Origin of the sequence: Hyphomicrobium sp., from assembly GCF_047600905.1 — a bacterium.
Classification (GTDB): domain Bacteria; phylum Pseudomonadota; class Alphaproteobacteria; order Rhizobiales; family Hyphomicrobiaceae; genus Hyphomicrobium_B.
In genome coordinates this window covers 148,009-172,703 of record NZ_JASGKD010000001.1, presented here as the reverse complement: position 1 = coordinate 172,703, position 24,695 = coordinate 148,009, and the positions used below count along the sequence as shown (strand labels likewise).

At 61.8% G+C, this 24,695-nt stretch carries 24 protein-coding genes and 1 tRNA gene; 15 read left to right on the top strand and 10 right to left on the bottom strand.

The genetic code is table 11. The annotated features are described in order from the left end of the window. Window positions 1-7: 7 nt before the first annotated feature. Window positions 8-1,798: a DUF262 domain-containing protein gene (locus tag QM780_RS00885; RefSeq protein WP_415068598.1), complete on the bottom strand. Its 1,791-nt coding sequence runs from the start codon at window positions 1,796-1,798 to the stop codon at window positions 8-10. Between the two features lie 197 nt (window positions 1,799-1,995). Between QM780_RS00885 and QM780_RS00880 the strand changes: the two genes are divergently transcribed. From QM780_RS00880 to pdeM, 4 genes are all read left to right on the top strand, one after another. Then, window positions 1,996-2,349: a DUF952 domain-containing protein gene (locus QM780_RS00880; protein ID WP_415068597.1), complete on the top strand. Its 354-nt coding sequence runs from the start codon at window positions 1,996-1,998 to the stop codon at window positions 2,347-2,349. Then, complete coding sequence (locus QM780_RS00875) at window positions 2,343-3,431, top strand: quinone-dependent dihydroorotate dehydrogenase (protein WP_415068596.1); 1,089 nt, start codon at window positions 2,343-2,345, stop codon at window positions 3,429-3,431. The genes QM780_RS00880 and QM780_RS00875 overlap by 7 nt, the downstream gene beginning before the upstream one ends. Window positions 3,432-3,608: 177 nt before the next feature. Continuing rightward, the gene (locus tag QM780_RS00870; protein ID WP_415071954.1) at window positions 3,609-6,098 is read left to right on the top strand and encodes a ligase-associated DNA damage response DEXH box helicase; all 2,490 of its coding nucleotides are present in this window, start codon (window positions 3,609-3,611) and stop codon (window positions 6,096-6,098) included. Continuing rightward, window positions 6,095-6,817 carry a ligase-associated DNA damage response endonuclease PdeM gene (gene pdeM / locus QM780_RS00865; protein ID WP_415068595.1) on the top strand — a complete coding sequence of 241 codons (723 nt, stop codon included), beginning with the start codon at window positions 6,095-6,097 and terminating at the stop codon, window positions 6,815-6,817. Before QM780_RS00870 ends, pdeM begins: the two co-directional genes overlap by 4 nt. A gap of 3 nt (window positions 6,818-6,820) precedes the next feature. Here the strand turns inward: pdeM and QM780_RS00860 are convergent, their stop codons facing one another. The 3 genes from QM780_RS00860 to QM780_RS00850 form a co-directional block, all read right to left on the bottom strand. Beyond that, entirely contained in the window at window positions 6,821-7,603 is a 783-nt protein-coding gene (locus QM780_RS00860) for a TIGR02186 family protein (RefSeq protein ID WP_415068594.1), read from the bottom strand. Next, window positions 7,603-8,526 (bottom strand): sulfite exporter TauE/SafE family protein, encoded by a 924-nt coding sequence (locus QM780_RS00855; RefSeq protein ID WP_415068593.1) that lies wholly within the window; start codon window positions 8,524-8,526, stop codon window positions 7,603-7,605. The genes QM780_RS00860 and QM780_RS00855 overlap by 1 nt, the downstream gene beginning before the upstream one ends. 122 nt (window positions 8,527-8,648) lie before the next feature. Then, the gene (locus tag QM780_RS00850) at window positions 8,649-11,276 is read right to left on the bottom strand and encodes a sel1 repeat family protein (RefSeq protein WP_415068592.1); all 2,628 of its coding nucleotides are present in this window, start codon (window positions 11,274-11,276) and stop codon (window positions 8,649-8,651) included. A gap of 370 nt (window positions 11,277-11,646) precedes the next feature. On the opposite strand from QM780_RS00850, the gene QM780_RS00845 reads away from it, so the two are divergent. After that, window positions 11,647-12,189, top strand: a complete 543-nt coding sequence (locus QM780_RS00845; RefSeq protein WP_415068591.1) for a hypothetical protein — start codon at window positions 11,647-11,649, stop codon at window positions 12,187-12,189. Window positions 12,190-12,196: 7 nt separating this feature from the next. On the opposite strand, the gene pip is transcribed toward QM780_RS00845, so the two are convergent. The 3 genes from pip to QM780_RS00830 all read right to left on the bottom strand — a co-directional run bounded on the left by pip (window position 12,197) and on the right by QM780_RS00830 (window position 15,331). Further along, window positions 12,197-13,156 (bottom strand): prolyl aminopeptidase, encoded by a 960-nt coding sequence (pip, locus tag QM780_RS00840; RefSeq protein ID WP_415068590.1) that lies wholly within the window; start codon window positions 13,154-13,156, stop codon window positions 12,197-12,199. Between the two features lie 69 nt (window positions 13,157-13,225). Continuing rightward, the gene (locus QM780_RS00835) at window positions 13,226-15,061 is read right to left on the bottom strand and encodes a cation acetate symporter (RefSeq protein ID WP_415068589.1); all 1,836 of its coding nucleotides are present in this window, start codon (window positions 15,059-15,061) and stop codon (window positions 13,226-13,228) included. 9 nt (window positions 15,062-15,070) lie between these two features. Next, complete coding sequence (locus tag QM780_RS00830) at window positions 15,071-15,331, bottom strand: DUF4212 domain-containing protein (RefSeq protein ID WP_415068588.1); 261 nt, start codon at window positions 15,329-15,331, stop codon at window positions 15,071-15,073. Window positions 15,332-15,578: 247 nt separating this feature from the next. Between QM780_RS00830 and mscL the strand changes: the two genes are divergently transcribed. Further along, window positions 15,579-15,968, top strand: coding sequence for a large-conductance mechanosensitive channel protein MscL (gene mscL / locus QM780_RS00825; RefSeq protein WP_415068587.1), 390 nt, complete (start codon window positions 15,579-15,581; stop codon window positions 15,966-15,968). 84 nt (window positions 15,969-16,052) lie between these two features. Here mscL and QM780_RS00820 read toward each other — a convergent pair whose 3' ends face one another. Then, a complete protein-coding gene (locus QM780_RS00820; protein WP_415068586.1) occupies window positions 16,053-16,346 on the bottom strand; it encodes a hypothetical protein in 294 nt (97 codons plus the stop codon). 151 nt (window positions 16,347-16,497) lie between these two features. Here QM780_RS00820 and QM780_RS00815 point away from each other — a divergent pair. Then, window positions 16,498-16,571: transfer RNA gene (locus QM780_RS00815), tRNA-Gly, on the top strand. A 157-nt stretch (window positions 16,572-16,728) separates the two neighbouring features. Here the strand turns inward: QM780_RS00815 and QM780_RS00810 are convergent. Continuing rightward, a complete protein-coding gene (locus QM780_RS00810; protein WP_415068585.1) occupies window positions 16,729-16,896 on the bottom strand; it encodes a hypothetical protein in 168 nt (55 codons plus the stop codon). A 128-nt stretch (window positions 16,897-17,024) separates the two neighbouring features. Beyond that, a complete protein-coding gene (locus QM780_RS00805; protein ID WP_415068584.1) occupies window positions 17,025-17,957 on the bottom strand; it encodes a LysR family transcriptional regulator in 933 nt (310 codons plus the stop codon). Between the two features lie 138 nt (window positions 17,958-18,095). On the opposite strand from QM780_RS00805, the gene QM780_RS00800 reads away from it, so the two are divergent. The 8 genes from QM780_RS00800 to QM780_RS00765 are packed head-to-tail and all read left to right on the top strand — an operon-like array spanning window position 18,096 to window position 24,592. After that, window positions 18,096-19,121: an ABC transporter substrate-binding protein gene (locus QM780_RS00800; protein ID WP_415068583.1), complete on the top strand. Its 1,026-nt coding sequence runs from the start codon at window positions 18,096-18,098 to the stop codon at window positions 19,119-19,121. A 30-nt stretch (window positions 19,122-19,151) separates the two neighbouring features. After that, window positions 19,152-20,027 (top strand): ABC transporter permease, encoded by an 876-nt coding sequence (locus QM780_RS00795; protein WP_415068582.1) that lies wholly within the window; start codon window positions 19,152-19,154, stop codon window positions 20,025-20,027. A gap of 10 nt (window positions 20,028-20,037) precedes the next feature. Further along, complete coding sequence (locus QM780_RS00790; protein ID WP_415068581.1) at window positions 20,038-20,817, top strand: ABC transporter ATP-binding protein; 780 nt, start codon at window positions 20,038-20,040, stop codon at window positions 20,815-20,817. A gap of 24 nt (window positions 20,818-20,841) precedes the next feature. After that, window positions 20,842-21,615 carry an SDR family NAD(P)-dependent oxidoreductase gene (locus QM780_RS00785; RefSeq protein ID WP_415068580.1) on the top strand — a complete coding sequence of 258 codons (774 nt, stop codon included), beginning with the start codon at window positions 20,842-20,844 and terminating at the stop codon, window positions 21,613-21,615. Beyond that, window positions 21,612-22,325, top strand: a complete 714-nt coding sequence (locus QM780_RS00780; RefSeq protein ID WP_415068579.1) for an SDR family NAD(P)-dependent oxidoreductase — start codon at window positions 21,612-21,614, stop codon at window positions 22,323-22,325. Before QM780_RS00785 ends, QM780_RS00780 begins: the two co-directional genes overlap by 4 nt. Window positions 22,326-22,338: 13 nt before the next feature. Further along, window positions 22,339-23,124, top strand: coding sequence for a creatininase (locus tag QM780_RS00775; protein ID WP_415068578.1), 786 nt, complete (start codon window positions 22,339-22,341; stop codon window positions 23,122-23,124). Next, the gene (locus tag QM780_RS00770; RefSeq protein WP_415068577.1) at window positions 23,124-23,717 is read left to right on the top strand and encodes a DUF1989 domain-containing protein; all 594 of its coding nucleotides are present in this window, start codon (window positions 23,124-23,126) and stop codon (window positions 23,715-23,717) included. Before QM780_RS00775 ends, QM780_RS00770 begins: the two co-directional genes overlap by 1 nt. Beyond that, window positions 23,714-24,592, top strand: coding sequence for a dimethylarginine dimethylaminohydrolase family protein (locus QM780_RS00765; protein WP_415068576.1), 879 nt, complete (start codon window positions 23,714-23,716; stop codon window positions 24,590-24,592). Before QM780_RS00770 ends, QM780_RS00765 begins: the two co-directional genes overlap by 4 nt. Window positions 24,593-24,695 lie beyond the last annotated feature (103 nt).

Genomic DNA, 24,695 nt, shown 5'->3' with positions numbered 1-24,695 from the left:
CACTGGCTCAACGCGCCTGGGCCACGCGTGGCGGCCGTACATCTTCGCTCAAATCGACGTCCTTGACCGGAGCCGTTCGCACGGCCGGCTTTTGTCCGACGAGATCGATGCGCCATAGCTCATCGAGCAACGCCAGAAGACGCATCTCGCGCGCCTCGATCTGTGCCTTCCGCCATTCGGGCTCTGCGAGCACGTCTCGCGTAATCGCCAGCAGCGGCGCCTTGGCCGAAGCGCGTGCGTAGATCTCTTTCTTTTCCTGCCACGATGCGTTGCGCGCCCGGTCGTTCTCCTGCTGGGTGATCAGCACGAGATTGCCGAGACTGTCGACAAGCTGCACGCGTTCTTCCGGGCTCGCAAACATCTGTCGCCACGTGCTCGACGCCGATGGCCGTTGCGGCAGCACATGCTCGATGGTGTAGAGATCGGGATCGACCGCATCCATCTCGCCCGCCATCTCGTCACCGAGCCGCATCAGCAGCAGCTTGCACACCTTCGGATTGCGTTTGTGAAAATCCCTGAGATGAAAAGCAATCCCGCGCATTTCCTCGCGCGACATCTGCAGGACCGGATGCGATGTGTCGATCGGCGCACCCGAGCGTATGACCTTGATGAACTCCGCGAAACGGCGGACGCGTTTGCCCGAACCCGCACACAGCAGGCGCATTAGCATCGCGAGCCGCTCGATCTCGCTCAAAAGAAACGCCGCGCGCTCAGGGTCTCGCCTCCAGTCTTTCAGCGCCACGATGGCGGCCGGCGCCCAGTCGGCTTCAGGCAATCGATTGAGATAGGTGAGCGTCTGTTGCATCGCGCGCGGTAGCACGCCTTCGCCGCTGCTGCGGACCAGCACATACGATTTGGCTTTCGGCAGAAACACGTCCTTGAAGAAAATTTCCGACCCGCCGCAGTCGCGAATGACCTGCCGCACGCCCGAGACGATCTGCAGCCGGCCGTGCCCGAATATCGTCCTCAGATGCCCGAAGAATGGCTCGAAGCCCTCCCCGAGCGCGAGGCTCATATCGTCCCACATCCGCACGGCCCACGTTGCATCGCTCGTCGCCATACGCGCCAGAATGTCGGACTTCAAAATGTCGTTGCGCTGCAGCTTCTTTCCGCGCTCGTTTAGCACAACGAACATCTGATGCGACCGGTCGATGTCGCTGCCGACAATCACCACCACATAGCAGGAATCGGCGATGAAATCCGCCAGCGCCCGTCGCGAGGAATTGGTCATCTCCGACAGCAATTCCTTGAAGCGGTCGCGAACCTCGAGCAGCGTCGCTTCCGGCAGCGACGGCGCCGAAAGATAAGCCGGCTGCACCGAGCTTCCCGGCAACAGGATATGATCCTCGAAAACGGCCCGCTCCCGCGTCGACAGATGCAGCCGGAAGCGCTCGGTCCGGAAGAACCGCGTGCCAAGCTGGGCGATCAGCATGCCCTGGACCCGCTTGCCGACAGGCTTCTTGGCATCCGTTTCGAGATCGCGCAGGACCGAAAGCAGCGTCATCAGTGTCACGAGACGCTGCTGTCCGTCGATCACCCCGAATTCTCGCGGCGTCATCTTTGGCGAAAGCTTCAACGTCTCTGCGCCCGGCGCATCCATCAGCACCAGCGCACCGAGAAAATATGCCGGGTCCGCGGCACGCCCTTCGCACCCGACGCCGGCAGCCTCCATCAGATCGTCAAGAAGCTGTTCGGCTTGTTCCCGGCCCCACGAATACGGCCTTTGAAACAGCGGAATGTTCAACAGATAAGGACCGAAGAACAATTCTGAAATCGTGAGTGACGCCGTCGGATACACGAAAATCAAAACCCCTTGACTGCCGTTGGCGGAGTTGAAGACCCACCGCGACCTGAAATTCAGAACCCCGGAACGCGAAACGGGTTGCGCACGGGGATAGCCGTGATAGCAACGACCGCACATCGACGCCATACTTCGCGTGCGACTGCGGCGTCATAAAAATCCTGCGGCAAACCGATCACAGCTCAAACTCCGCAATGACAAAAATCGTATTCAAAATTGCTACCGCTCGTGAATGGTCTAAAGCAACCACGTCCGGAATATATCAAGGCTCGGCGGACGATCATCGCGACGGCTTCATCCATCTTTCGTCGCGACATCAGCTCCTCGGTACATTAGAAAAGCATTTCAAAGGCAAAGGCGATCTTGTTCTCATCGCGTTTGAGGCTTCGAAGCTAGGAGCCCAACTTAAATGGGAACAATCCCGAGGCGGGGATCTCTTTCCTCATCTCTACGCCAATATATCAGTTTCCGACGCGATGTGGCAGCGGCCATTGAGCAATGATGCAAACGGCGTCGCGCAGATCGACGAGGAATGGTTCGCGTGCTGAAAAACTTTTATCGTCTCGCACGCTCCGCGCTGTTTGCGCTCAGCCCCGAAGAAGCTCATGAGGCCTCACTCAAGGCGCTGGAATGCGGCATCTATCCCCGCCCGCTGAGCACCGACGACCGCGTCCTGGCGCAATCGGTTTTCGGACTGGAATTTCCAAATCCGGTAGGCATCGCCGCAGGCTACGACAAGGACGCCCGCGTTCCTGACGCCGTTCTCGGCTTGGGATGCGGCTTCGCAGAAATTGGCACGATCACGCCGAAACCCCAAAGCGGCAATCCACGCCCGCGCGTTTTCCGGCTGATCGACGATGAAGCGCTCATCAACCGGCTCGGCTTCAACAACGGCGGCCACGCAGCCGCGCTCGCGCGCCTGGAAGCCCGCGGCGATCGCGGCGGCATCGTCGGCGTGAACATCGGCGCCAACAAAGACAGCGACGATCGCGGCGAAGATTATGTGCTGGGGTTGGTGCGCTTCAATGCGCTCGCCAGCTATTTCACCGTCAACATCTCATCGCCGAACACACCGGGCCTGCGCGATTTGCAAGCGCCGGAAGCCCTGGACGAACTGCTGACGCGCATCATGGCCACGCGAACGCGCCTGATCAGCGATGGCGCGCCGCGACGGCCCATCGTCGTCAAGATCGCGCCCGACATTACCGAAGAAGACATTCGTCCGATCGTCGAGCGTATTCTTGCCCACGGCGTCGACGGCATCGCCGTTTCCAACACCACGCTGGCGCGCCCCGGCCTGAAATCGGCCGCGGCAAAAGAAGCAGGCGGCCTCTCCGGCCAGCCTCTATTCGCGCGCTCGACCGCAATGCTCGCCCGCGTCTACAAGGAAACCGGCGGCAAAATTCCCCTGATCGGCATCGGCGGCATCGGTAGCGGCAAGCAGGCCCTCGAAAAAATCGAAGCCGGCGCCACATTGTTGCAGCTATATACCGGCCTTGTGTACGAAGGTCCTGGTCTGATCGGCGAGATCAAATCGTTCCTCACCACGACATTGAAAAGCGGTGGCCAATCGAGCCTCGCAGCCATTCGCGGCCGTCACGCCGACTACTGGGCGAAACAGCCGCTTTAGGGGCCAGGCGCCCATTGCAACGAAGCCGGACACGTGTCGCGTAAAGCCAAAGACAAACCTCCGGACCGATCGCGCAAGGGTTCGGGCCGCACGGCGAAGCCGCGAAGCGCTGCGTTGGTCGCGCGGACGTCGAGAAAGAAATCGCAGCCCGCCGCCGCGCCCCCATCTGCAGTACAATTGCCGCCTGAAATCGCCGCCTGGTTCGCGCGCCGCGGCTGGACACCGAGACCGCATCAGCTTGCGCTGCTCGATGCGGCCCGCCAGCGGCGATCGACGTTGCTCATCGCTCCGACCGGAGCGGGAAAGACCCTGGCCGGCTTCCTGCCGAGCCTGATTTCTATCCACCAGGGAAAGCGCAGAAAGACCGGCGCAGGACTTTACACCCTCTACGTCTCGCCGCTGAAAGCCCTTGCCGCCGACGTCGAGCGCAACCTCAACCACCCGATCGCCGAAATGGGTCTCAAGGTGCGCACCGAAACCCGCACCGGCGATACGTCCCTCGCTCGCCGCCAGCGCCAGCGCGTCAAGCCGCCCCACATCCTACTGACGACGCCGGAACAGGTCGCGCTGCTGCTGAGCCACCCGGACGCGCCCTATCTCTTCGCCGATCTCGACACCATCATCCTCGACGAGCTTCACGCACTCGCGGCGTCGAAGCGCGGTGATCTCCTGGCGCTCGACATTGCTCGCTTGCGCAAACTGGCACCCGACGTAATGACCATTGGCCTATCGGCGACCGTCGCGCGTCCAAGCGAACTCCGTGGCTATCTCGTCGCGCAAACCGAACCCGAAACGGTCACGCATCTGTCCGACATCGTCACGGTCAAAGGCGGCGCCAAGCCGATCATCAGAATTCTCGAAGCCGAAAACGAAATTCCCTGGACCGGCCACACCGCACGCTACGCAATGAACGAGGTCTACGAGGCGATCCTCGCGCACAAGCTCACGCTGGTGTTCGTCAACACGCGCATGCAGGCGGAATACGCTTTCCAGGAACTCTGGCGCATCAACGACGCCAGCCTCCCGATCGGTCTGCATCACGGTTCGCTCGAAACTGCCCAGCGCAAGAAGGTCGAAGCGGCGATGGCCGACGGCCGCCTCCGCGCCGTCGTAGCAACCTCCACGCTCGATCTTGGCATCGACTGGGGCGACGTCGATCTCGTCATCCATCTCGGCGCGCCGAAGGGTGCAAGCAGGCTGCTTCAACGCATCGGCCGCGCCAACCACCGGCTCGACGAGCCGTCCGAAGCACTCCTCGTACCGGGCAACCGCTTCGAAGTCTTGGAATGCCGCGCCGCCCAGCAGGCCGCGGAAGCCGGCGACCAGGACGCGCAGCTTTCGCGCAGCGGCGCCCTCGACGTCCTCGCCCAGCACGTGCTCGGCATGGCCTGCGAAGCCCCCTTTGATCCTGAGACGCTTTTCGACGAAGTCCGCTCGGCCCTTCCATACGCGGCTCTGGCGCGCAGCCAGTTCGATCGTACCGTCGATTTCGTTTCGACCGGCGGCTACGCGCTGCGGAACTACGAACGTTTCGCCAAGCTTCGCCCAACCGACGACGGCAAACTCCGCATCGCCAATCCCGGCATCGCGCAGCAATACCGCCTGAACATCGGCACCATCGTCGACGCGCCGCATTTGAAAGTCCGTCTCATCGCCCATCGCGGCGCCAAGCGGCTACCGAGCATGGGCGGCCGCGTGCTGGGCGAGGTCGAGGAATATTTCGCCGAGCAACTGACGCCGGGAGACACGTTTGTTTTCGCGGGCCAGGTCTTGCGCTTCGAAGGCATTCGCGACACCGAGGTCTTCGTGACGCGCGCCACCACCGAAGACCCGATGGTGCCGAGCTACGACGGCGGCAAGTTCCCGCTCTCGACACACCTCGCCCGACGCGTGCGCGACATGCTGGCCGACCCGAGCGTCTGGTCGGCGCTTCCGAACCCTGTCGCCAACTGGCTCGAGTTGCAGACCGAATTCTCAGTCGTCCCTGCGCCCGACGAAGTTCTTGTCGAGACCTTCCCGCGCGGCAACCGGCATTTCCTCGTCGCCTACCCGTTCGAGGGCCGCCTGGCACACCAGACGTTGGGAATGCTTTTGACGCGACGCCTGGATCGCATCGGCGCGCATCCCGTGGGCTTCGTCGCCAATGATTACGCACTCGCTGTCTGGTGCCACGCCGACATCTCGGCGCTGATCGCAGACGGCAGGCTGTCGCTCGCTGAGCTTTTCGCCGAAGACATGCTGGGTGACGACCTCGATGCCTGGCTCGCCGAAAGCGCGCTGATGAAACGCACGTTCCGCCTCGCCGCCGTCATCGCCGGCCTGATCGAGCGCCGGCACCCCGGCAAGGTGAAATCTGGCCGCCAGGTCACGATTTCCACGGATCTGATCTACGACGTGCTCCGCCGCCACGATCCGCACCACCTTTTGCTCGAAGCCGCATGGGCCGATGCCGCCACGGGATTGCTCGACATCAAGCGGCTCGGCGCGTTTCTCGCTCGCATAAAGGACCGAATCAGGCACCAAATTCTCGACCATGTTTCGCCGCTTGCCGTGCCGGTGCTGTTGGAGATCGGCGTCGAGCTGGTTTACGGTCACGATCGTGATGCGGTTCTGCGAGCGGCGGCCGATCAATTGATACGGGAAGCGACGGGGGACGCGCAGCAATGAACATGCTGAAACCTGAGCGGATCGGGCTCGACGATTTCGCCGATCAGCCCGTCAACATCTGCGGCAAGACCTTCATCGCCCACCAGTTCGGCGCACTCTATTGGCCTGCCGAAAGCGCGCTGATCGTCTCCGATCTCCATCTTGAAAAAGGTTCGGCCTTTGCAGCCCGCGGCCAGATGCTGCCGCCCTACGATACCCGGGAAACGCTACGGAAGCTGGCCAAGGTCATCGACCGCTACCAGCCCGAAACCGTCATTTCGCTGGGCGACAGCCTGCACGATTCCGATGGCGCCTCCCGCATGGACGCCGCCGACGTCGAAACGCTGCACATGCTGCAGGACGACCGCGACTGGATCTGGATCACCGGCAATCACGACCCGAAGATCGACCGAGCGCTCGCAGGCCACGTCGCCGAGGAAATCGTTGTCGGCGGCATAGCCCTGCGTCACGAACCGCGCCCGGGCGCCGCAACGCACGAGATCGCCGGGCATTTCCATCCCGCCGCCCGCCTCGTCTTTCACGGCACGTCGCTGCGCCGCCCGTGCTTCGTCGGCAACCGCCTCCGCCTTGTCATGCCGGCATTCGGCGCCTACACCGGCGGCTTGAACATTCTCGATCTTGCATTCGAGCCGTTGTTCGGAATCGACGGTCTCGACGTCTGGATGCTGGGCCACGAGGGCCTGTATCCGGTCGCCCCCCGCCTGTTGCGCGACGATTGATCCTCAGACTGGTTTCCGGAACGCAAATGCCGCCGCAAGACCGCTTGCCGCCGCGAGCAACACCGTCGCGAGGCCATAAAGCAGCGGCTGGGACAACGCCGTTTCGTGAATGTAGCGCTCGATCCCTTCCCGCTGCAGCATGACGCGATTGCTGTACTGGCCGAGCAGCTGCCCCGCTTTGAAAAGATAGACCCTCGCCGTCAGCGGCGCGACCGGCACGTTCGGCGGCAACGCGATCGTCGCCCTGAAAAGACTTCGCCCGACGAACGACACCCCGAAATCCGACCGGACATAAACGTGCTGATCCTCTTTCAGCCGGATGAGCGCCTGTTTGAAAGCCTCGAATTCCGCGGCATTGGCGGTACCCGATTCCGGGATCATGCTGACGTGATCGAACCCGATCTCATGCGCGTCCAGCACCGACCGGTCGGCGATTTCGTCGATCGGCCGCGTCGAGGCAATGGCGTAATAGCTCGGCACCGAGGAAAACTTGAGTGCTTGCGTATTGATCCAGATGCCGCCGACGCGAGACTTCTTTCGCACCACCACAGGCGCCGGAATGCCTTCGACAATGACGATGACATCGTAGGTCCCGGCTTCGGGGCTCGGCTGCACGCTGTTGCCGACCGCGCCGAACACGAGAATTTCCGTTCCCGTGAAGCTCGACGTGATCGCGACCTGTCGCGTCGATGCGTCAGCCTCGACGTTCTCTTTCGGCGTCTCGGCTGATGCCGCACTTGTCATCACGAACGCCAGGAAAATCATGCTGCGGATGGCGGTTCGCATCAGCGCGCCCCCGCCATCGACGCGAGCGAAAATACATCGGCGGGCGGAACCACGAGATCGTAGGCCATGCGCGCCGCGACCAATAGGATGACCGCGCCGAGCAAAGCTCGAAGGTGCTCGCCGCGTAGCTTCTCTCCAACCGACGCACCGATTTGCGCGCCGATCACGCCTCCGACGATAAGGATCAGAGCGAGGACGATATCGACCGTCCTGTTCTCCACCGCATGCAGCACCGTCGCCAGTGCGGATACGAACAGCACTTGAAACAGCGTTGTGCCGATGACGAGCCCCGTTGGCATGCGCAGCAGATAGATCATCGCCGGAATGATCACGAACCCGCCACCGGTTCCCATGATCGCCGACATACAGCCGATGAACGTTCCGATCACGATGGGCGGTATCACGCTGATGTAAAGTTTCGAGCGCGGAAACCTCATCTTGAACGGCAGGCCTTCCATCCAGCTATGCTGGCCGGATTTGCGCACAGGCCCACCTGTCGCCTTCGGTTGCCGCGATGCGCTTAGCCCTTCGACGAAAATAATCGTCCCGACGATGCCGAGAAAAATGACGTAGATGATCGCCACGGTAAGATCGAAATAGCCCGCGCGGCGAAGCACCTTGACGGCGCTGACGCCGAGATAGGTGCCCGCCAGGCCGCCCGCCAGCATAACGAGCCCCATTTTGATATCGATATTGCCACGGCGATAGTGCGTAACCGCACCTGAGACCGACGACGCCACGACATGCGAGGAACTCGTCGCCACCGCCACGGCCGCCGGCACACCGAGAAAGGTCAGCAGCGGGGTCAGCAAGAAGCCGCCGCCGACGCCGAACAAACCCGAAAGAAAACCGATACTCAGGCCGAGAGCCACATAGACGATGACGGAAACCGACATCTCGGCAATCGGCAAATAAAGGGTCATTCTCGGTCCCGGAACGGCAGGTAGCTGAGAGTGGGCTAGCCTCTAGCAGGATTTCTCCCCAACGGACAATGGCAGGCGGCATCGCCGCCTCGCCCGGCCGCGCCGATCAGAAAGCCCAGGGGCTAACCATTCACACCGTTCTTGGGATTTTTCTTCCACTGTTCGCCCGCCACCAGTGCATCGTTGATGGTACGATCTGTCGGCACGATCCGCCACGCAGCGATCATTTTTTCGGTGTCCGAGATCTCCTGGGCTGTCAGCTTCCCTCGCAGAATATCGCGGCGGCGGATCGCATCCGCGTCACCCGCCCGTGCCGCGATCGAAACCCACATGAACGCCTGCTTCATGTCGCGCGGCACGCCGAGCCCGTTCTCGTAGAGGACGGCAAGATTGAATTCGCTGTCGGGCAGCCCGCGCCTTGCCGCTTGCTCGAACCACTTGGCGGCGGTCGCGTAATCGGGCGAACGATCGTTTTGATTGGCGCTCAGGACGGCGAGATTGTGCATGGCCTTGATGTTGCCCTGCTCTGCCGCGCGCTGATACCAACTCGCCGCTTGGCCGCGATCGGGCTTCAGGCCCAGGCCGCGCTCGTAAAGCGTGCCGAGGCGGTATTGCGCCTGCGCGAAGCCCTGATCTGCCGAGCGCTGATACCATTTCGCTGCTTCGATGAAATTCTGCTTCACCCCTTCGCCTTCGGCGAAGCGCGCGCCAACCTCGAACTGCGCGGACGGATCGCCGTTGGATGCCGCGAGCCGCAGCGACAGCGGTCCGACCATTGCCGACGGCATGTCGACCGGTCCCGATCTCGTCGCATCCTGCGGGAGCGCCGGGCCGGAATTCTGATTTTGCGCCGAGGTCTGAATGCGCGCCGAATTGCCCTCGGTCTCAGCTTCGGTCGGCACCATCGACGACGGCACCGATGCCGATTCCCCTGGCCGAGACATCGCGCTTCCGAGTTCGCCCGAGATGTTCGCCATGGCCTGATGGCGGCGAGCCTGCTGCATTTCCTCTTCCGTCACCGGCCGATCGAGATCGACAGCGACGCCGAGCATCGGCAGAGCCGTCCGCGGCTGCGAGCCGTCATCCGACGCAGCGGTCGAGACGTCGTCGCTGCCGTTCGGAGCAAGATCTCCCCGAGGTCCGTTGGTCGCGGGTGTCGTGTCCGAAGGCGCAGCGGACGGCGATGCCGAAGTGCCGGCTCCCACGGGAGCCGATTTCTCCACGGTGGTGCCCGAGACAGCTTGCGAAGAGGCACTTGGTTCCGGCTTTTCGAAGCCGAACGTGTACCAGAGGCCCGCCAGGAGCACGAACACCAGACCCGCCACCAGCATCAATCGAGGAGACGGTGCTGACGGCCCGGACATATTCTTGGCGGCCCGTGCCGAGGGCCGGATCGGACGGCTGCCCGGATGCGCAATTGTGGGATCGGCCGACGGCATCGATTGCGCCGGCAGTACCGGCTCAAGGATATCGGACTCATCCGAGCCGAGCCGCATCTTCGCGCGTCGTGCGTCGGCGGCGAATTCCTGCCGTAGCTTTTCGGTCCTCGCGACCATCTCGTCGAGTGGGATGTCGAGTTCATCGCTGCCCGAATGAACAACTGGCGAATTCGCACCCGGATAAGAGCTGCTTGTGCGGCACTCCGCTGCTTTCTCCGATCCCGCGCCAGGCCTCGAAGCTTCGTCGCTGACGGCGTCATTGCCCGAAGCCGGCGCCGTTGGCATCGGCACCGCTTCGATCGCATCGACGCGGTCGATCAGGCGCACCATCGCCTGCTGCATCGTATCGAGAATGGCTGCCGTCTGCTCGCTGCTGTGGCGGCTCTCCGACATCAACTGCTCGATCAGCGGACGCAGTTCGTCGGCCGCGGTATCCTTATGATCGACGGGATGCTTCGCAAAGCGCTGCGCGGTCTCTTCGGCTGCTGCCCGGACAATGGCTTGCACGTCGATGCCACCCGATGCCAACGCGGGCGCCTGCGTCTGCAGCTCGGCCAGCGTCTTCGAAACATCACCGAGCTTCGTCTCGATCGTCTCCAGACGATCGAGCTGCACGTTCGTCTTTTCGAGATGCCGGATCATCTCGTCCATGTGCTTTTCGACCTGCTGCACGGCGGCGCAATCGTCATGCGTCGCGACACCTTCGAACAGTTTCGAGAATTGCCGTTCGAAATGATCGAACCGATCGGTTATTTCCGACAGCCCTTTGTCCGGCTTCAGATTAGCCAGCGAATATTCCAGTCCGCGGACGATTTCGGCGAACCGGTTCTCGATCCAGGTTTCGTCGATGTGGGGAGCAAGCGCGCCGCCGCTGCTGGTTTCACCGCCTGCGCTCTCGGCGGGAAAAACGGCGCCTCCCGGAGCAAAGTGACCCGCGAACGCATCGGCCGATTCCTGATCCCACGGATCGAAAGGATCGGCCGCCCCCGAGCGTTGGCCTGCCGCCACCTTGCGTGGACGCGAGACGTTCGCAGCCGGAGCTGCATCAGCGAGCCGATGCGCAAGTTCACCGATACCCGCTTCGATGCGTTCGAATGCCGGAGCGAATTGATCCGGAATGCGCGCGCGCAATGTATCGGCTTCGCGCCCCATGCCGGCGATCTTGTCCTGCATTTCATTGAGCGCCGCCATGTGCCGCCGGTCAGCGTCCTGAAGTTGCGAGGCCATGACATCGAGCATCGATTTGAGCTCGTCGCGGGTGTCGTCGCCGGACTCGAGCGGGTCCTTTCCTTCCCGGCGTTCTCCGCTCATTTCCGAATTCGACATTTGCCCCTCAAGACAGCGCGATTGCTGACGGTCCGGGGAGAGCGCAACGGCAGCGGGGCTCAGGACGTCAGGGGGTCCGTACCGCGCAGGTCGAATGCAATCGTCGGCGGACGCGGCACAATTCAGCTAAAGGCAGACTCTTCCGCCGAGCGGGTAAACGGTCCGTTAAAATTCGTGCCGTTTTGATAAAACTTTAAATATTTCAGCAGCTTATTGTCGTAAACTTTTAGCCGAGCAAAACCTTTGCCTCGGGGAATTTACGAGCCGATTCGAGTTGCGCATGATCCTCGGCCGTCTTGCCACACTCGGTCGATATGACCATCTCGGGTTCAACGCCCCTGCTTGGAGTTCGGAAATGATGCTGAAGACGCCAACCATCGCCTGTCTCGGACTGCTCACCCTTTCCCTGCTGGCGACCCCATCGGTTGCGGAGTCCCCCGAGAATGCGGGAGACCGTTTTGCGCTTTCGCCCGTCGATGGCGGAGTCCTGCGTCTCGACAAACAGACTGGCGCCGTCTCGATGTGTGCGAAGTCGGCGGAGCAATGGAGCTGCAAGGCCGTCTCCGACGAAACCGCGATCGTTCCGGCGAACGCGATTACCCGCCTCGAAGCCGAAAATCGCGACCTCAAAGCCCGTGTCAAAGAACTCGAAGATCTTCTCGAAACGCGGCCGCCGGGCAAACCGCTGGACGGCCCATTGGCTGACGGTCCGCCGGGCGGCGTATCACAGCTGCCGAGCGAAGAAGAAGTCGATCAGGCCCTCGACTACATGTCGCGCGTTTACAAAAAGATCCGCGACCACATCAAGGATCTCGACAAGCCGCTGCCGCCGGACGGGCACACGCCTCCTCCCCCACCGGCGCCCGATGCGTCGCCTGCTCCCAAAGGTGCACTTTAGATAATCGTCAGCCCGCGAACTTCCGCGTGGCCCGGATAAGTTCGTGAACGATGCCGGGCTCCGTCATGGCATGGCCGGCGTCGGGCACGATGCGCAGATCCGCGCCGCCCCACGCCTTCGCCAGCATAACTGCGTTCCTGACCGGCGTGACGACATCGTAGCGCCCATGAACGATCACGCCAGGAATGTCCCGGAGCCGATGTGCTTCGAGCAGCAGCTCACCGTCGCGCCGGAAAAAGCCGGCATTGACGAAGTAATGACTTTCGATCCGCGCGAATGCCAGTGCATAGCTGTCCGCACCGAACCTTGCTACCCGGTCCGCTTCGGGGATCAGCGACAGCGTCGTGCCTTCCCAGATGCTCCACGCCCGCGCCGCTGCGAGCCTGACGCTGAGATCGCTCGACGTCAGCCGTCGATGATAGGCGCCGATCATGTCGCCGCGCTCGTCTTGCGGGATCGGCCGCTGAAATTCCGCGAACGCTTCCGGGAAGAGCCAGCTGCAACCATCCTGATAGAACCAGGCGAGCTCCGCCTGCGTCAGCAGGAAAATGCCGCGCAGCACCAGCGACGTCACGCGCTCGGGGTAGCTCTCCGCATAGGCAAGAGCCAGCGTCGAGCCCCACGAGCCGCCGAAAATCTGCCAGCGCTCGATCCGCAGCTCCGTACGAATGCGTTCGATGTCGGCCACGAGATCATGGGTCGTGTTGTTTTCGAGCGATGCATTCGGGGTCGAGCGGCCGCATCCGCGCTGATCGAACAGCACGATGCGATAGCGATCGGGATCGTGAAACCGGCGCATCGTCGGGTTGCAGCCACCGCCCGGGCCGCCGTGCAAAATGATGACCGGCTGGCCGTTGGCATTGCCGCACTCTTCGACGTGGAGCGCGTGCCCGCCGCTGACCGGCAAACGGTACTCCCGATTAGCCACGAGAGGCGGATAGAGATCCAAACGATCGCGAATAGTCATGGCTTGTTCTTTAGAGGGCTCGGAAGGCCCGAGCAATCCTGCTCCATCTGAGAGCCCGCGCACACGGCCCTAAGTGCGCGCATGCTTGCGAAGCTGCAGCCGCTGCATCTCTCGATCGTAGATGATCTCCCCTCCGGGAACCCGGATATCGCGCACGACTTCCAGCCCGTGCCGGTCGGCCTCCGGCCGCATCAGGCTGAGGCCGATCGCGAACGCGAACGAGACCGGCAGCCCGAGAATGCCCGCTATCGGACTGGGCGACGACAGCGCTCCCACCTCGCCCGTCATGATGGCAAAAGCCGCCGCGACGAAACCTGATACGACGCCGACGACCGCGCCGCTGACCGTCAATCTCTTCCACCAGATCGACAGGACCATGACGGGGAAAAGGCTCGATCCCGTTATCGACAGCGCCCACAGCACCAAACGCAACGGATCGGTCGGCGCAGCGATCGACAGCGTTGCTCCGCAAAACGCGACGACGACAATGAAGCCCCGCATCGTCCATATCCGGCGCATGGGCGACGGTGGCTCCCACGACATGCCTTGGACGACGTCCTCACCGAGGACCGCGGCAAGCGACACAGTCGTCGCGCTCGCCGTCACGAGCGCCGCCGCCAAAGCTCCGGCCATCAGAAGATACGAAAATGCAGAAGGAAGGTTGACGACCAGCGGCAGGGCGAAAAGCACGCCGTCGCGATCGAACTTCAAGCCTTCGAAACCCAGATGCGGCGACGCCTGATCGAAAGCTGCGATGTGCTGCGCCGCCGCTTGAAACAGCCACTGCGGCAGCGGGCCGAGCCGATCCTTCATCACCACCTCGAGCGTGAAATCGCGCATGAAGATCGCAATCGACGAAACCGTCAGAAGCGCCAAGCCCGAAAAGACGGTCGCCCACCCAAGCGACTTTCTCGCCTCGTAAACGCTGGGCGACGCCGCCACGCGCGGCAGCAGCCAAGGCGCGACGCTGATGCCGGTCGCAATGGCGAAAACGCCTATGATGAACGCCAGCGGGCCGATCGCACCGAACGGCTGCGTGTAGGGCTTCGTCAGCGCGGCAAAGCCTTCCGGCGGCAACTGAAAGGCAAGCGGCCAGACGTTGATGAACTGCAGTCCCTCATTGACCTCGTTGCGCACGAGCCCGCGCACCATCGGCCCGTTCGCGAGTTGCGGAATGGGAAGGCTGGTCACAATGACGCTGACCGTCGTGGCCACTCCTAGCAATGCGAGAAAAAGCGCGATCGACTGAGCGACGCCGGCCCAGGTGAACGACCGCTTTCCTCCAGCGACCGTCGAAATGGCGACCGTCAGCGCCAGCAACAAAATGAGATTATTGGCGCTCCCTCCGACCAGGCGCTGAGCGACCCCGCCTCCGACCCGAAGCTCCGCCGACAGCACCAGCAGCATCGGCACCGCCGCCACGCCCGCCGTAATGACCCTGAGCGTCCGGCTTTCGAACCTGCGGCCGAGATAGCTCGGCACCGTGAACGCGCCGAATTTGCGATAGAACGGCGCCAGCGCAATCGCCATGATGACGAAACCTGTCAGCGTGCCCATCAGCAGCACCAGCGCATCGAAGCCTGAGAAAAAGAACGCGCCCGTTCCCGCGACGATGAACGTGCCGCCGATGGCGGAGGCTCCGAGCAGAAGACCTGTATAGATCGCCGGCGCGCGCCGGCCGGCCGCGAAATAGCAAAGGATCTCGTTGGTCCCGACGCTCAGGCCGATCGCGGCATAAATGAAAATCGGAACCGCCAGGAAGGCGCCGGCCAACAAGTGCTCGGAGAATTTCAGCTGTTCGAAAATCAGAATGAGAAGGAACAGCGCGGTGTAGAGCGCAGCGAAGATGCTGAAGTACGTGCCGAGGCGCGGGTTGACCATCCTCGCGCGTGCGCTGAACGCCATGGCCGGGCCTCAATTGTCTTCGTGGGCGCCGTGCCAGTGATCGATGGCATTCTGGCGATTGACGTAGCTCGCGACCGTCACCAGCGCCACGACGAAAAACCCGTGAGCGGCGAGAAAATACCCCAGCGGAAAGCCGAGAAACCGGTTGGCATTGAGCTGCTCGGCGTAGAGCGGCAAAACGACGACGAGGGCCAGAAAGGGAATGATGCTGGCCAGAACCTGCCACTTCGTATGGCGCCAATAGGGCTTGCGTTCTTTCCGTTCAATCATCCCATTCCCCCCGAATTCCAAGCCCGATCCGTGACAGACGAAGCACGACCAACCGATTATGCCCGTCCCCGCCGAAACGTGTCCAATACCCCCGCCCTCGCCCCGACGACGGTCTCTGACCAACGTTCCGTTGTCGTCAGTCCCGCTATCCCCTAAGTTTTGCCCGGGAATCGTGCAAGGCGGTCTAACAGATCGATCGCGATTGCCCAGGCGGGAACGGCAACATCAGCACGGAAGGACAGTCAGAATGAAGATATTTGACGAATTCAAGGAATTCGCCATGCGCGGCAACGTCATCGATCTCGCCGTCGGCGTGATCATGGGCGCTGCCTTCGCTCCGATCGTCTCGTCCCTCGTCGATAACGTCGTTATGCCCCCGATTGGCTATTTGATGGCGGGGATCGACTTCTCCAGTCTTTCCGTCGACATCCCGACCCCGACAAACCCTGTTGCCATCAAATACGGTATCTTCCTGAACGCCATCATCAAGTTCATGATCACCGCCTTCGCGATCTTCCTGCTCGTCAAGGCCGTCAATACGATGAAGAAGCCAAAAGCCGCTGCCGCCCCGCCGCCACCGACCCCGACAGAAGAATACCTCAAGGAAATCCGCGATCTTCTCGCCAAGAAGGCTTGAAAAAACACCGCAACGAAGGCCTGCCGGCGCGCCTCAGGTGGCTCGCGCCCGCAGGCCGCTGCTCAGCCCGCACAAGCGGGAAAGTTACTGTTTGATGTTGTATTGCACTTGCTGGGTGACCCAGCCGCTGACGCCCAGACTGATGGTCGCGGGCTTTTTCTCATCGATGGCGGCGCGCGTCGCGTCGAGGTCCTTGATTCGCGCGTCGACATCCTCCGACGCGCCGTTGGACCCGACGGCCTGATTGATCTGCTGATCGAGCTTGGAGGACGTCTGCCCGCCGGTCGCCGGTCCGGCATCGCCCGCCCACGCCGCTCCGGCAAAAAGCACCCCGGCCGTCATTGCAATGGCCCAAAACAGAATCGCGCCGAACTTCATTGTCCCCTCCCGAAGCACGACGCACTTTATCATCTGACCGCCGCCTCGCCGATCAATTTCTGTAAACGCAACGCATCGGCCGAAAGACATATGAGGCTCGCTTGCGAGAACGCGGGGAAAGTGCCACAACCCAAAGAATCTCGCGGGGTTGGCGGGCGTAGTTCAATGGTAGAACGGCAGCTTCCCAAGCTGCATACGAGGGTTCGATTCCCTTCGCCCGCTCCAGCAACCCGACGAATTCCTGATCAATTCGATTCGCACATCGCCGCGCGGCTGATGATGCGCGTAGCCACGCCCAATGCCCGCCATTTCAGAAAAAATTATGGGAGAGGACTTGAAATCCCCTCCCTTTTTTATTGGGCGAAATTTCTAAGCGTGCCGGTTACGCGGCCAGCTTCTGCTGCGGCTTAGCATAAACCGCAGATTCCGCCTTGGCGTTTGCCTCCGTCTGCGAACGCTTCCAGGTCCATGTGTTGTATCCGAGCGCGAACCCGAACACGATCAGCGCTCCGACGCACATGGCCAAGTAATAGGACTCGATAGGTGTCATCGTTTCCTCCCAAATAGGAGGCCAACGTTAGATCCGCGCGAGACCCGAGAATTGACGCGCGTCAACTCGGTGGCGGGCTTGAGCAACGAAGCTATGACCCAGATCAGAATCCGAGCAAAATACGCAGTTTACGCGGCTTTTCCGGCCGCCCCGCCTTTCCGCGTCTGGTTGGCATGCTGGCTGAGAAAGCGCACGAAGCTTCGCACCAGCTGCCGGTCGCCATCGCTCTTCCGGTAAGCCGCAAAATGGCTCGAAACGAACTGATACGTCTGCGGCCTGATCTCGCGCATCAGCCCCTGCTTCGACCAGTTCTCGCCGATATGGCGCGGCAGAAACCCGATGAAATATCCCGACAGGATCAGCATCACCTGCGCTTCCATCTGCACGACATTGCCCGTCGCACGGGGATGATCGGCGCGATAGAGATCATCGAACTGGCGATAGCCGCGCACCGAAAACAGTGCCTTCTCTATGGCCTCCCGCGTAATCGCCGATGTCGGCGCCTCGAACAGCGGATGGCCCTTGCCGCAATAAAGGCCGTGCGGCTCGCGATGCAGCGCCACGTACGTCACGCCCGGCGCCTTCTGCGAAAAAGGCCCGATCACCACGTCGCGCCGCCCGTCCGCGATGGCTTGCTCCAGGTAATGCGGCGTCCCGAGTTCGAGATCGATGAAGACGTTCTCGGCATTCTCCATGAACCGGCCGACAACATGCTGTAGGCCCAGCGCCGAATTGGTCACGATGCCGTCGACGATGCCGATCCGCAGTCGCCCGACCAGCTGGCCATTATACTGCCCGACCCGCTCCTCGAACGAGCTGATCTCCGCGAACAGCTTCTGCGTGGCGATATACGTCGCCTCTCCGAACGGCGTCAGCCGGAAACCGCGTCGTCCGCGTACGCACAATTGCCCGCCGACCTTGCGCTCAAGCGCCGCAAGGTGGGTGCTGAGGGTCGGTTGCGACAGGTTAAGCGCGATTTGCGCGTCAGCGAAGCTACGCGCTTCAACCAGCGTCATAAACACGCGTAACAGGCGGATATCGATATTGTCGAGCCGACGCATCCGGACACCTCGCGCAAAGCCGGGTCACATTACATCGACAGTTTTCAATGTATCGTTCAAATAATCAATATTTTCATAGATGTTATTTTGCCCAACTCTTCGCCGGACAAGTGGTGTCGTCAGCGAGGGGTTTTGACCATGCATAACAGAGTAGGTTTCCGGCAGTTCGCCGGCGTCGGTCTGGCAGTGGCACTTTGGGCTGGCATGTCGATCTCGACAGCCGCGCGGGCTGACGACAAGATCCGCATTCTCTGCCCGACCTGGAGCGGCTACGCTCCCGTTTTCGTCGCGCAGGACCTTGGCTACTTCAAAAAGCTCGGCATCGACGTCGATATCAAGTTCGAAGACGAGCGCGCCAACGTCATGGCCGCCATGGTCCGCAAGGACATCGAGATGGACATGCGCACCGTCGGCGAATACCAGGGCAAGCCGCGCGATGCGACGACTCCCGGCGTCATCATCGGCACCATCGATGAATCTCTCGGCGGCGACGGCGTCCTTGCGCCCGGCGACATCACCTCGGTCGAGCAGCTGAAGGGCAAGACGGTCGCTTCCGAACCCAACATTCCCGGCCGCCTGCTTCTCCAGATGGAGCTGAAGAAAAAGGGGCTGACCCTCGCCGACCTCAATGTGAAGCAAATTGCGACCGCAGATACCGTCGCAGTTTTCGCCGACCCGTCGATCTCGGCCGTCGTCTCCTATCAGCCAAACCTTTCCCAGGCCGTCGACAAGATCAAACAGCGCAATCCGCACGTTCTGATTTCGTCGGCTCAGTATCCCGGCATCATCGTCGACGTCATCATCGTCCGCCAGGATGATCTCAAGGCCAACCCGGAAAAATACAAGAAGTTCATGATCGGCATCTTCAAGGCGATCGATTACTTCAAGACCAACAAGGCCGACTTCATCAAGCTGTCGGCCCCCCATTTCAATCTGACGCCCGAAGAGTTCGCCGCCTCGATCGACGGCAGCCTGGATTACACCGGCTACGCGCAAACAGCCGGATACTTCGGCAAACCGGGAGCGCCGGGCTCGCTCTATAAAGTTTTTGATGAAGTGATGCAGCTGAACCTCGAGAACGGCGCCGCCGATCACAACCTGAAGGCCGCAGACCAAATCGATAGTTCGATCGTGGCCGGCATCACCGAAGCCGACGTGAAGTAAGACTAGCGAAACAGCCGAGCCGGATTTCGCGTGACAAGCAAAGCCACACTATCGACGGCGGCGGATGCCGGAGAAACATCGGCTGCCACGCCGATCTCTCATCCGCCGAGTGTCCGCAAGACGGTTCGCAATCAGTTTTTTGCGTTCCGCGGCACGCTGTCGAAACGCGCCCAGATCCTGACGTCGGTCACCGCGAGCCTGCTCGTGCTCGCTGCCTGGGAAATTTCGACACGGCTCGGTTGGATCAACTCGCTTTTCCTGCCGCCCCCCAGCGTCACCGTCGAGACGCTGTGGACGATGATCACCCAAAAGAATTTGCTGATGAATGCCGGCATCTCGACGCTGAGAGTCTGGGTCGCCTTCGCGCTTTCGGTCGTCATGGCTGTGCCGATCGGCATTGCCATGTCGAGCTTTCGCGGCGTCGGCGCGGCCCTCGAGCCGATCATCGATTTCATCCGCTATCTGCCGGTGCCCGCGCTCGTGCCCTTGAGCATCATCTGGTTCGGCGTCGGCGAGACGACGAAGATCTTTCTTCTCTGGCTCGGAACCTTCTTTCAGCTCGTACTGCTCGTCGCCGACGACATGCGCCGCGTCCCGCAGGAATATGTCGAGATCGCCTATACCGTCGGCGCTCGGCCGTTCCAGATGCTGAAGGATGTCGCCTTTCGCGCTATGCTGCCGAGCCTGTTCGACAACCTCCGCATCACGCTTGGCTGGTGCTGGACCTATCTGATCATCGCCGAGATCGTCGCTGCCGATAACGGCCTGGGCTTCGTCATCTGGGCGGCGCGGCGATACATGAATACGTCGGAGGTGATGGCAGGCGTCGTCACCATCGGTTTGATCGGCCTCCTGACCGATCAGCTCCTGCGCCTCATGCACAAGCGCCTTTTCCGTTATCTCTGAGAGGCGCACAGTGACACCCGCTCCCTACCTCGTATTCGACGGCATCGCCAAATATTTCGGCGACCTCGAAGTCGTTGCGCCGACCTTCAACCTCGACGTCAAGCGCAACGAGTTCATCGTATTCCTCGGCCCTTCCGGCTCGGGCAAAACCACACTTATGCGCATGGTCGGCGGTCTCGAAACCCCGAGTGAAGGCGAGATCCGGCTGCGCGGCCAACCGATCGACGGCCCCGACCGGGATCGCGGCATGGTGTTTCAGTCCTATTCGTCGTTTCCCTGGCTGACCGTCGCGCAGAACGTTGCCTATGGAATGAAATACCGGCTCGACATGACGCCCGAGCGCAAACAGGCGCGGCTTGCCCACTATTTGCGGCTTGTCGGCTTGTCGGATTTCGCCGACGCCTATCCGAACAAGGTCTCTGGCGGCATGCGCCAGCGCATCGCCATCGCCCGAACGCTCGCCGCCGGCTCCGACGTCCTGCTGATGGACGAGCCGTTCGGCGCCCTCGATGCCCAGCGCCGCGAAGACTTGCAGCTCGAACTACGTCGCATTCAGCAGCAGGACGCCAAGACCATCATCTTCGTCACACACGACGTCGACGAAGCCGTCTTCCTCGCTGATCGGATCATCGTCTTTTCAAAGCGCCCGGCGCGCATGCTGGAAGAGGTCGATATTGCCGCCGCGCTCGGCAACGAACGCACCCTCGAGCTACGCGACAGCGAACGCTTCTTCAAACTCCGAACCGAAGTCTTGAAATTCGTCCGCGCTGCCGCGGGCCACGAAAATTAGAGCGCCAAGCGCCGCAGGAAACGCATGCCTATCGACCTCAAAAACAAGAGCGTACTCGTCACCGGCGCGAGCCGTGGCATCGGCTTCGGTATCGCCGAAGGCTTCGCCAATGCCGGTGCCGACCTCGCAATCCTCGCAGACGACGAAGCGATCCACGACGCCGCCGCGAAGCTGACACGCGCCTGCGGCCGCTCAATCCGCGCCTTCGTTTGCGACATCACCAATAAAGGCGCCGTCGCGGGCGTATTTTCGGAATTCGCCAAGCTGGACGTTCTCGTCAACAATGCCGGTCTCGAACTCATCACCCCGCTCGATGATCCAAGCGACGAGGTCGACGCCACGTTCGCGCGCATCATGGACATCAACGTCCGCGGCACCTGGAACGTGACGCGCGCCGCCCTGCCGCTGCTGAAGCCCGGCGCCGGCATCATCAATACCGCCTCCGTCTGGTCGAAAAGCGCCGTCGGGGAATTCGCTGCCTACATCGCATCGAAACACGCCGTCGTCGGCTTGACGCGCACCTTCGCGCGCGAACTCGGCCCCCGCGGCATCAACGTCAATGCGGTCTGCCCAGGCTGGGTACGCACCGTCGCCTCGCTTCGATCTGCCAGCGCAATGGCCGAGCGATCCGGCCGGAGCGACGCCGATATTTTCGCCGACGTCGCCGCAACCCAGTGCCTACCCGGCCTGATGGAGCCGTCGGACGTCGCGGGTCTTTACCTGTTCCTCGCGAGCGATCTCGCCGCGAACATCACCGGCCAGGCCATCGGCGTCGATCGCGGAGAGTTCCTCGGATGAGCAGCACTGTCGAATGCCTCAAGATCGTCGTTGCCGGTGCCGCAAGCGGCATCGGGCTGGCGACCGCCGACCTCTTGGAAAGAAACGGCGCCAATGTTGCCAGGCTCGACGCCGCTCCTATCTCCTCCGGGCTATCATTCCGCGCCGATATTACCGACGAAATCCAGGTCGCCGAAGCCGTCGCAGCCGCCGACATCGCCCTTGGCGGTATCGACGTGATGGTCAATTCGGCCGCCATTTTCCGCTATGGCCCGTTGCTCGAAACACCCGTCGCCGATGCCCGGAAGGTCCTCGAGGTCAATCTCATCGGCTCGTTTCTGATCACCCGCGAAACCGTGCGCGCCATGAAGAGCCGGAGCAAGGGCGGCAAGATCATTCTCTTCAGCTCCGAACTCGCTCAGCTCGGACGCGAGCATCACGCCGCCTATTGCGCGTCGAAAGCAGGCATCAGCGCCATGGTGCGCTGCTGGGCGAAGGAATTCGGCCCCGACATTCTCGTCAACGCCGTCGCGCCGGGCCCGACCGACACGCCGCTGCTCGACTTCGACAACTTGCCCGAAGAATGGAAGCGTCTCGAAACGTCGAACCCGCTCGGCCGCATCGGCCGGCCGGATGAAGTCGCCGAAGTGGTCATGTTTCTTGCGGGCCCCGGTTCGAGCTTCATCACCGGACAGGTGATCGGCGTCAACGGCGGCGCCTCGATGGTTTGATGGAAGGACGAAGATGACCGACCGAATTTTCATGAACGAGATGAGCTGGACGACGTACCAGCAGCGCATCGAGGATGGCGCGCTGATCCTTCTGCCGACAGGCGCCACCGAACAGCACGGACCGCACTTGCCGATGGGCACGGATGCCATGCTCGCCACCGCAGTCGCCGCCGGCGTCGCCAAACAGCTCGATGCGATCGTCGCCCCTGTCCTGTCGTTCGGCTACAAATCGCAACCCAAAATGGGCGGCGGCAATCACTTCTGCGGCACGACCAGCCTCGACGCCGATACCCTGGCTCACGTGCTCCGCGACGTCATCAAGGAATTCGCTCGCCATGGCGCGCGCCGGCTCGTGCTGATTAACGGCCACTACGAAAACATGATGTTCACCATCGAAGGCGTCGACCTTGCGCGGCGCGAACTTGCCTACATGGGCATCCACGATTTCGAGGTCATGCGCCTGGAATATTGGGACTTCACCAGACGACAAACTCTCGAAAAGATCTTTCCCGATGGCTTCCCCGGCTACGACCTCGAGCACGCCGCCGTGATGGAAACATCCCTAATGCTCCACCATCATCCCCATCTCGTCGATCTTTCGGTTCTGCCGGACGACAAGCCCGCGAGCTTTCCCCCTTACGACGTCTATCCGACGCGCACGGGCTGGGTGCCATGCTCCGGCGTGTTGTCGCCCGCGCACGGCTGTTCCGCAGAGAAGGGCAAGCTGCTCGCCGACGATTACGTCACAGGCGTCACCGCCGCGATCCGCAAAGAATTCCCGAACGTAAAGGATAAGTGATGAGCGACATCCACATCGTCCCGGCGCGCCAGGGCCGCGCGGTCGCGCTCAAAGCCGGCCAATCGATCAAGATCATCAACACGCACGGCCATCAGGTCGTCGACACCTGGGCCTTCAACGCCCACGATCTCGCCGAATTCCTGTCGATGGAGCACATGCGTGCCGCCATCGACCGCATCCGCCCACTCGCTGGCGACAAGCTCGTCACCAACAAGCGGCGGCCGATCCTGACCTTGGTGGAAGACACCTCGCCCGGCGTGCACGACACGTTCATCGCGGCCTGCGACATCTATCGCTATCAGGGCTTGGGCGTTTCTGATTACCACGACAACTGCGCCGATAATCTGCGCGCGGGCCTTGCCGGCCTCGGCCTCACGCCGCCCGAAGTTCCATCCCCGCTCAATCTTTGGATGAACATTCCGGTCAACGCCGACGGCAGCATCGGCTGGAAAGAACCCGTCTCCAAGCCCGGCGACTATGTCGTTCTGAAAGCCGAAATGGACTGCATCGTCGCCATGTCCGCCTGCCCGCAGGACATCATCTGCATCAACAAGGGCGCTCCGACCGATGCGCATTACGAGGTCTTGGCATGAACGTGGCAACCGTCTCCGTTCCGTGGGGATTGGATTCAGAAACCGGCGTGCTGCGGCATGTTCTTCTCGGCAAACCCGACTACTTTGAATGGCGCCCCGTTGGCGCCGTATCGCGCCAGACGCTAGCTCTCGGACTGCACTTCGACGCGCAGGCCGCCATGTCGCAACATCGCGAAATGGTCGACGTCTTCGAGAAAGCCGGCGTCACCTGTCATTGGCTCGATGCGCGTCCTGAGCTGAAGTACGGCGTCTTCGCCCGCGACTCGAGCGTGATGACACCATTCGGCGCCGTCATCACGCTACTGCAAACGCGCTTCCGCCGCGGCGACTACGCCCTGACGCTGAAGTTTTACGAGGAAGCCGGCATACCGATCTGGAACATGATCACGGCCGGCCATTTTGAAGGCGGCGACTTCATGGTCGTCGAGCCGGGATTCGTGCTCTGTGGCTACGGCGGCGAACGCTCGGAAAAGGAAGGGGCCGAGCAGATGTGCTCCTGGTTCCGGGAAAAGGGATGGGAAGCCTACGCCGTGCCCTTCCCATCGCATTTCGTCCACCTCGACGTTTCGGTCGGCTTCATCAACAAGAAGCTCGTCGCCGTCGCCCCGGATGCACACCAGCCCTGGTTTCTCGATCTGCTGAAATCGAAGGGCTACGAAATCTTGCCCGTCTCATACCACGACGCGACGCAGCTCGGCACCAACATCGTCGCATTGGGCAACGACCGCGTGCTTTCGACCGCCGCCAATAAAGATTTGAACGAACGCATGCGCGCTCACGGCATCGAGGTCTTCGATCCCGACCTCAGGATGTTCACGCTCGGAGGCGGCGGCCCCCACTGCCTCTGCCAGGCGCTGAAGCGCGATCCGCTCTGAGACGGCCGTTCCCTAAGCAAACGACGATGAACTACCGGCTTTTTGCCGATCGGCGAAGGACATCCTTAACCACGCGTCATCGCGGCTAACTTGATCTTAGGAA

What these genes read in the sequence shown, in the direction of transcription:
- QM780_RS00845 (WP_415068591.1), top strand. Translation starts at nt 11,647, where the DNA reads ATGATGCTGAAGACGCCAACCATCGCCTGTCTCGGACTGCTCACCCTT.
- QM780_RS00830 (WP_415068588.1), bottom strand. Translation starts at nt 15,331, where the DNA reads ATGATTGAACGGAAAGAACGCAAGCCCTATTGGCGCCATACGAAGTGG.
- QM780_RS00785 (WP_415068580.1), top strand. Translation starts at nt 20,842, where the DNA reads ATGCCTATCGACCTCAAAAACAAGAGCGTACTCGTCACCGGCGCGAGC.
- mscL (WP_415068587.1), top strand. Translation starts at nt 15,579, where the DNA reads ATGAAGATATTTGACGAATTCAAGGAATTCGCCATGCGCGGCAACGTC.
- QM780_RS00855 (WP_415068593.1), bottom strand. Translation starts at nt 8,526, where the DNA reads ATGACCCTTTATTTGCCGATTGCCGAGATGTCGGTTTCCGTCATCGTC.
- QM780_RS00765 (WP_415068576.1), top strand. Translation starts at nt 23,714, where the DNA reads ATGAACGTGGCAACCGTCTCCGTTCCGTGGGGATTGGATTCAGAAACC.
- QM780_RS00775 (WP_415068578.1), top strand. Translation starts at nt 22,339, where the DNA reads ATGACCGACCGAATTTTCATGAACGAGATGAGCTGGACGACGTACCAG.
- QM780_RS00860 (WP_415068594.1), bottom strand. Translation starts at nt 7,603, where the DNA reads ATGCGAACCGCCATCCGCAGCATGATTTTCCTGGCGTTCGTGATGACA.
- QM780_RS00780 (WP_415068579.1), top strand. Translation starts at nt 21,612, where the DNA reads ATGAGCAGCACTGTCGAATGCCTCAAGATCGTCGTTGCCGGTGCCGCA.
- QM780_RS00850 (WP_415068592.1), bottom strand. Translation starts at nt 11,276, where the DNA reads ATGAGCGGAGAACGCCGGGAAGGAAAGGACCCGCTCGAGTCCGGCGAC.
- QM780_RS00810 (WP_415068585.1), bottom strand. Translation starts at nt 16,896, where the DNA reads ATGACACCTATCGAGTCCTATTACTTGGCCATGTGCGTCGGAGCGCTG.
- QM780_RS00800 (WP_415068583.1), top strand. Translation starts at nt 18,096, where the DNA reads ATGCATAACAGAGTAGGTTTCCGGCAGTTCGCCGGCGTCGGTCTGGCA.
- QM780_RS00835 (WP_415068589.1), bottom strand. Translation starts at nt 15,061, where the DNA reads ATGGCGTTCAGCGCACGCGCGAGGATGGTCAACCCGCGCCTCGGCACG.
- QM780_RS00770 (WP_415068577.1), top strand. Translation starts at nt 23,124, where the DNA reads ATGAGCGACATCCACATCGTCCCGGCGCGCCAGGGCCGCGCGGTCGCG.
- QM780_RS00805 (WP_415068584.1), bottom strand. Translation starts at nt 17,957, where the DNA reads ATGCGTCGGCTCGACAATATCGATATCCGCCTGTTACGCGTGTTTATG.
- pip (WP_415068590.1), bottom strand. Translation starts at nt 13,156, where the DNA reads ATGACTATTCGCGATCGTTTGGATCTCTATCCGCCTCTCGTGGCTAAT.
- pdeM (WP_415068595.1), top strand. Translation starts at nt 6,095, where the DNA reads ATGAACATGCTGAAACCTGAGCGGATCGGGCTCGACGATTTCGCCGAT.
- QM780_RS00820 (WP_415068586.1), bottom strand. Translation starts at nt 16,346, where the DNA reads ATGAAGTTCGGCGCGATTCTGTTTTGGGCCATTGCAATGACGGCCGGG.
- QM780_RS00880 (WP_415068597.1), top strand. Translation starts at nt 1,996, where the DNA reads ATGACAAAAATCGTATTCAAAATTGCTACCGCTCGTGAATGGTCTAAA.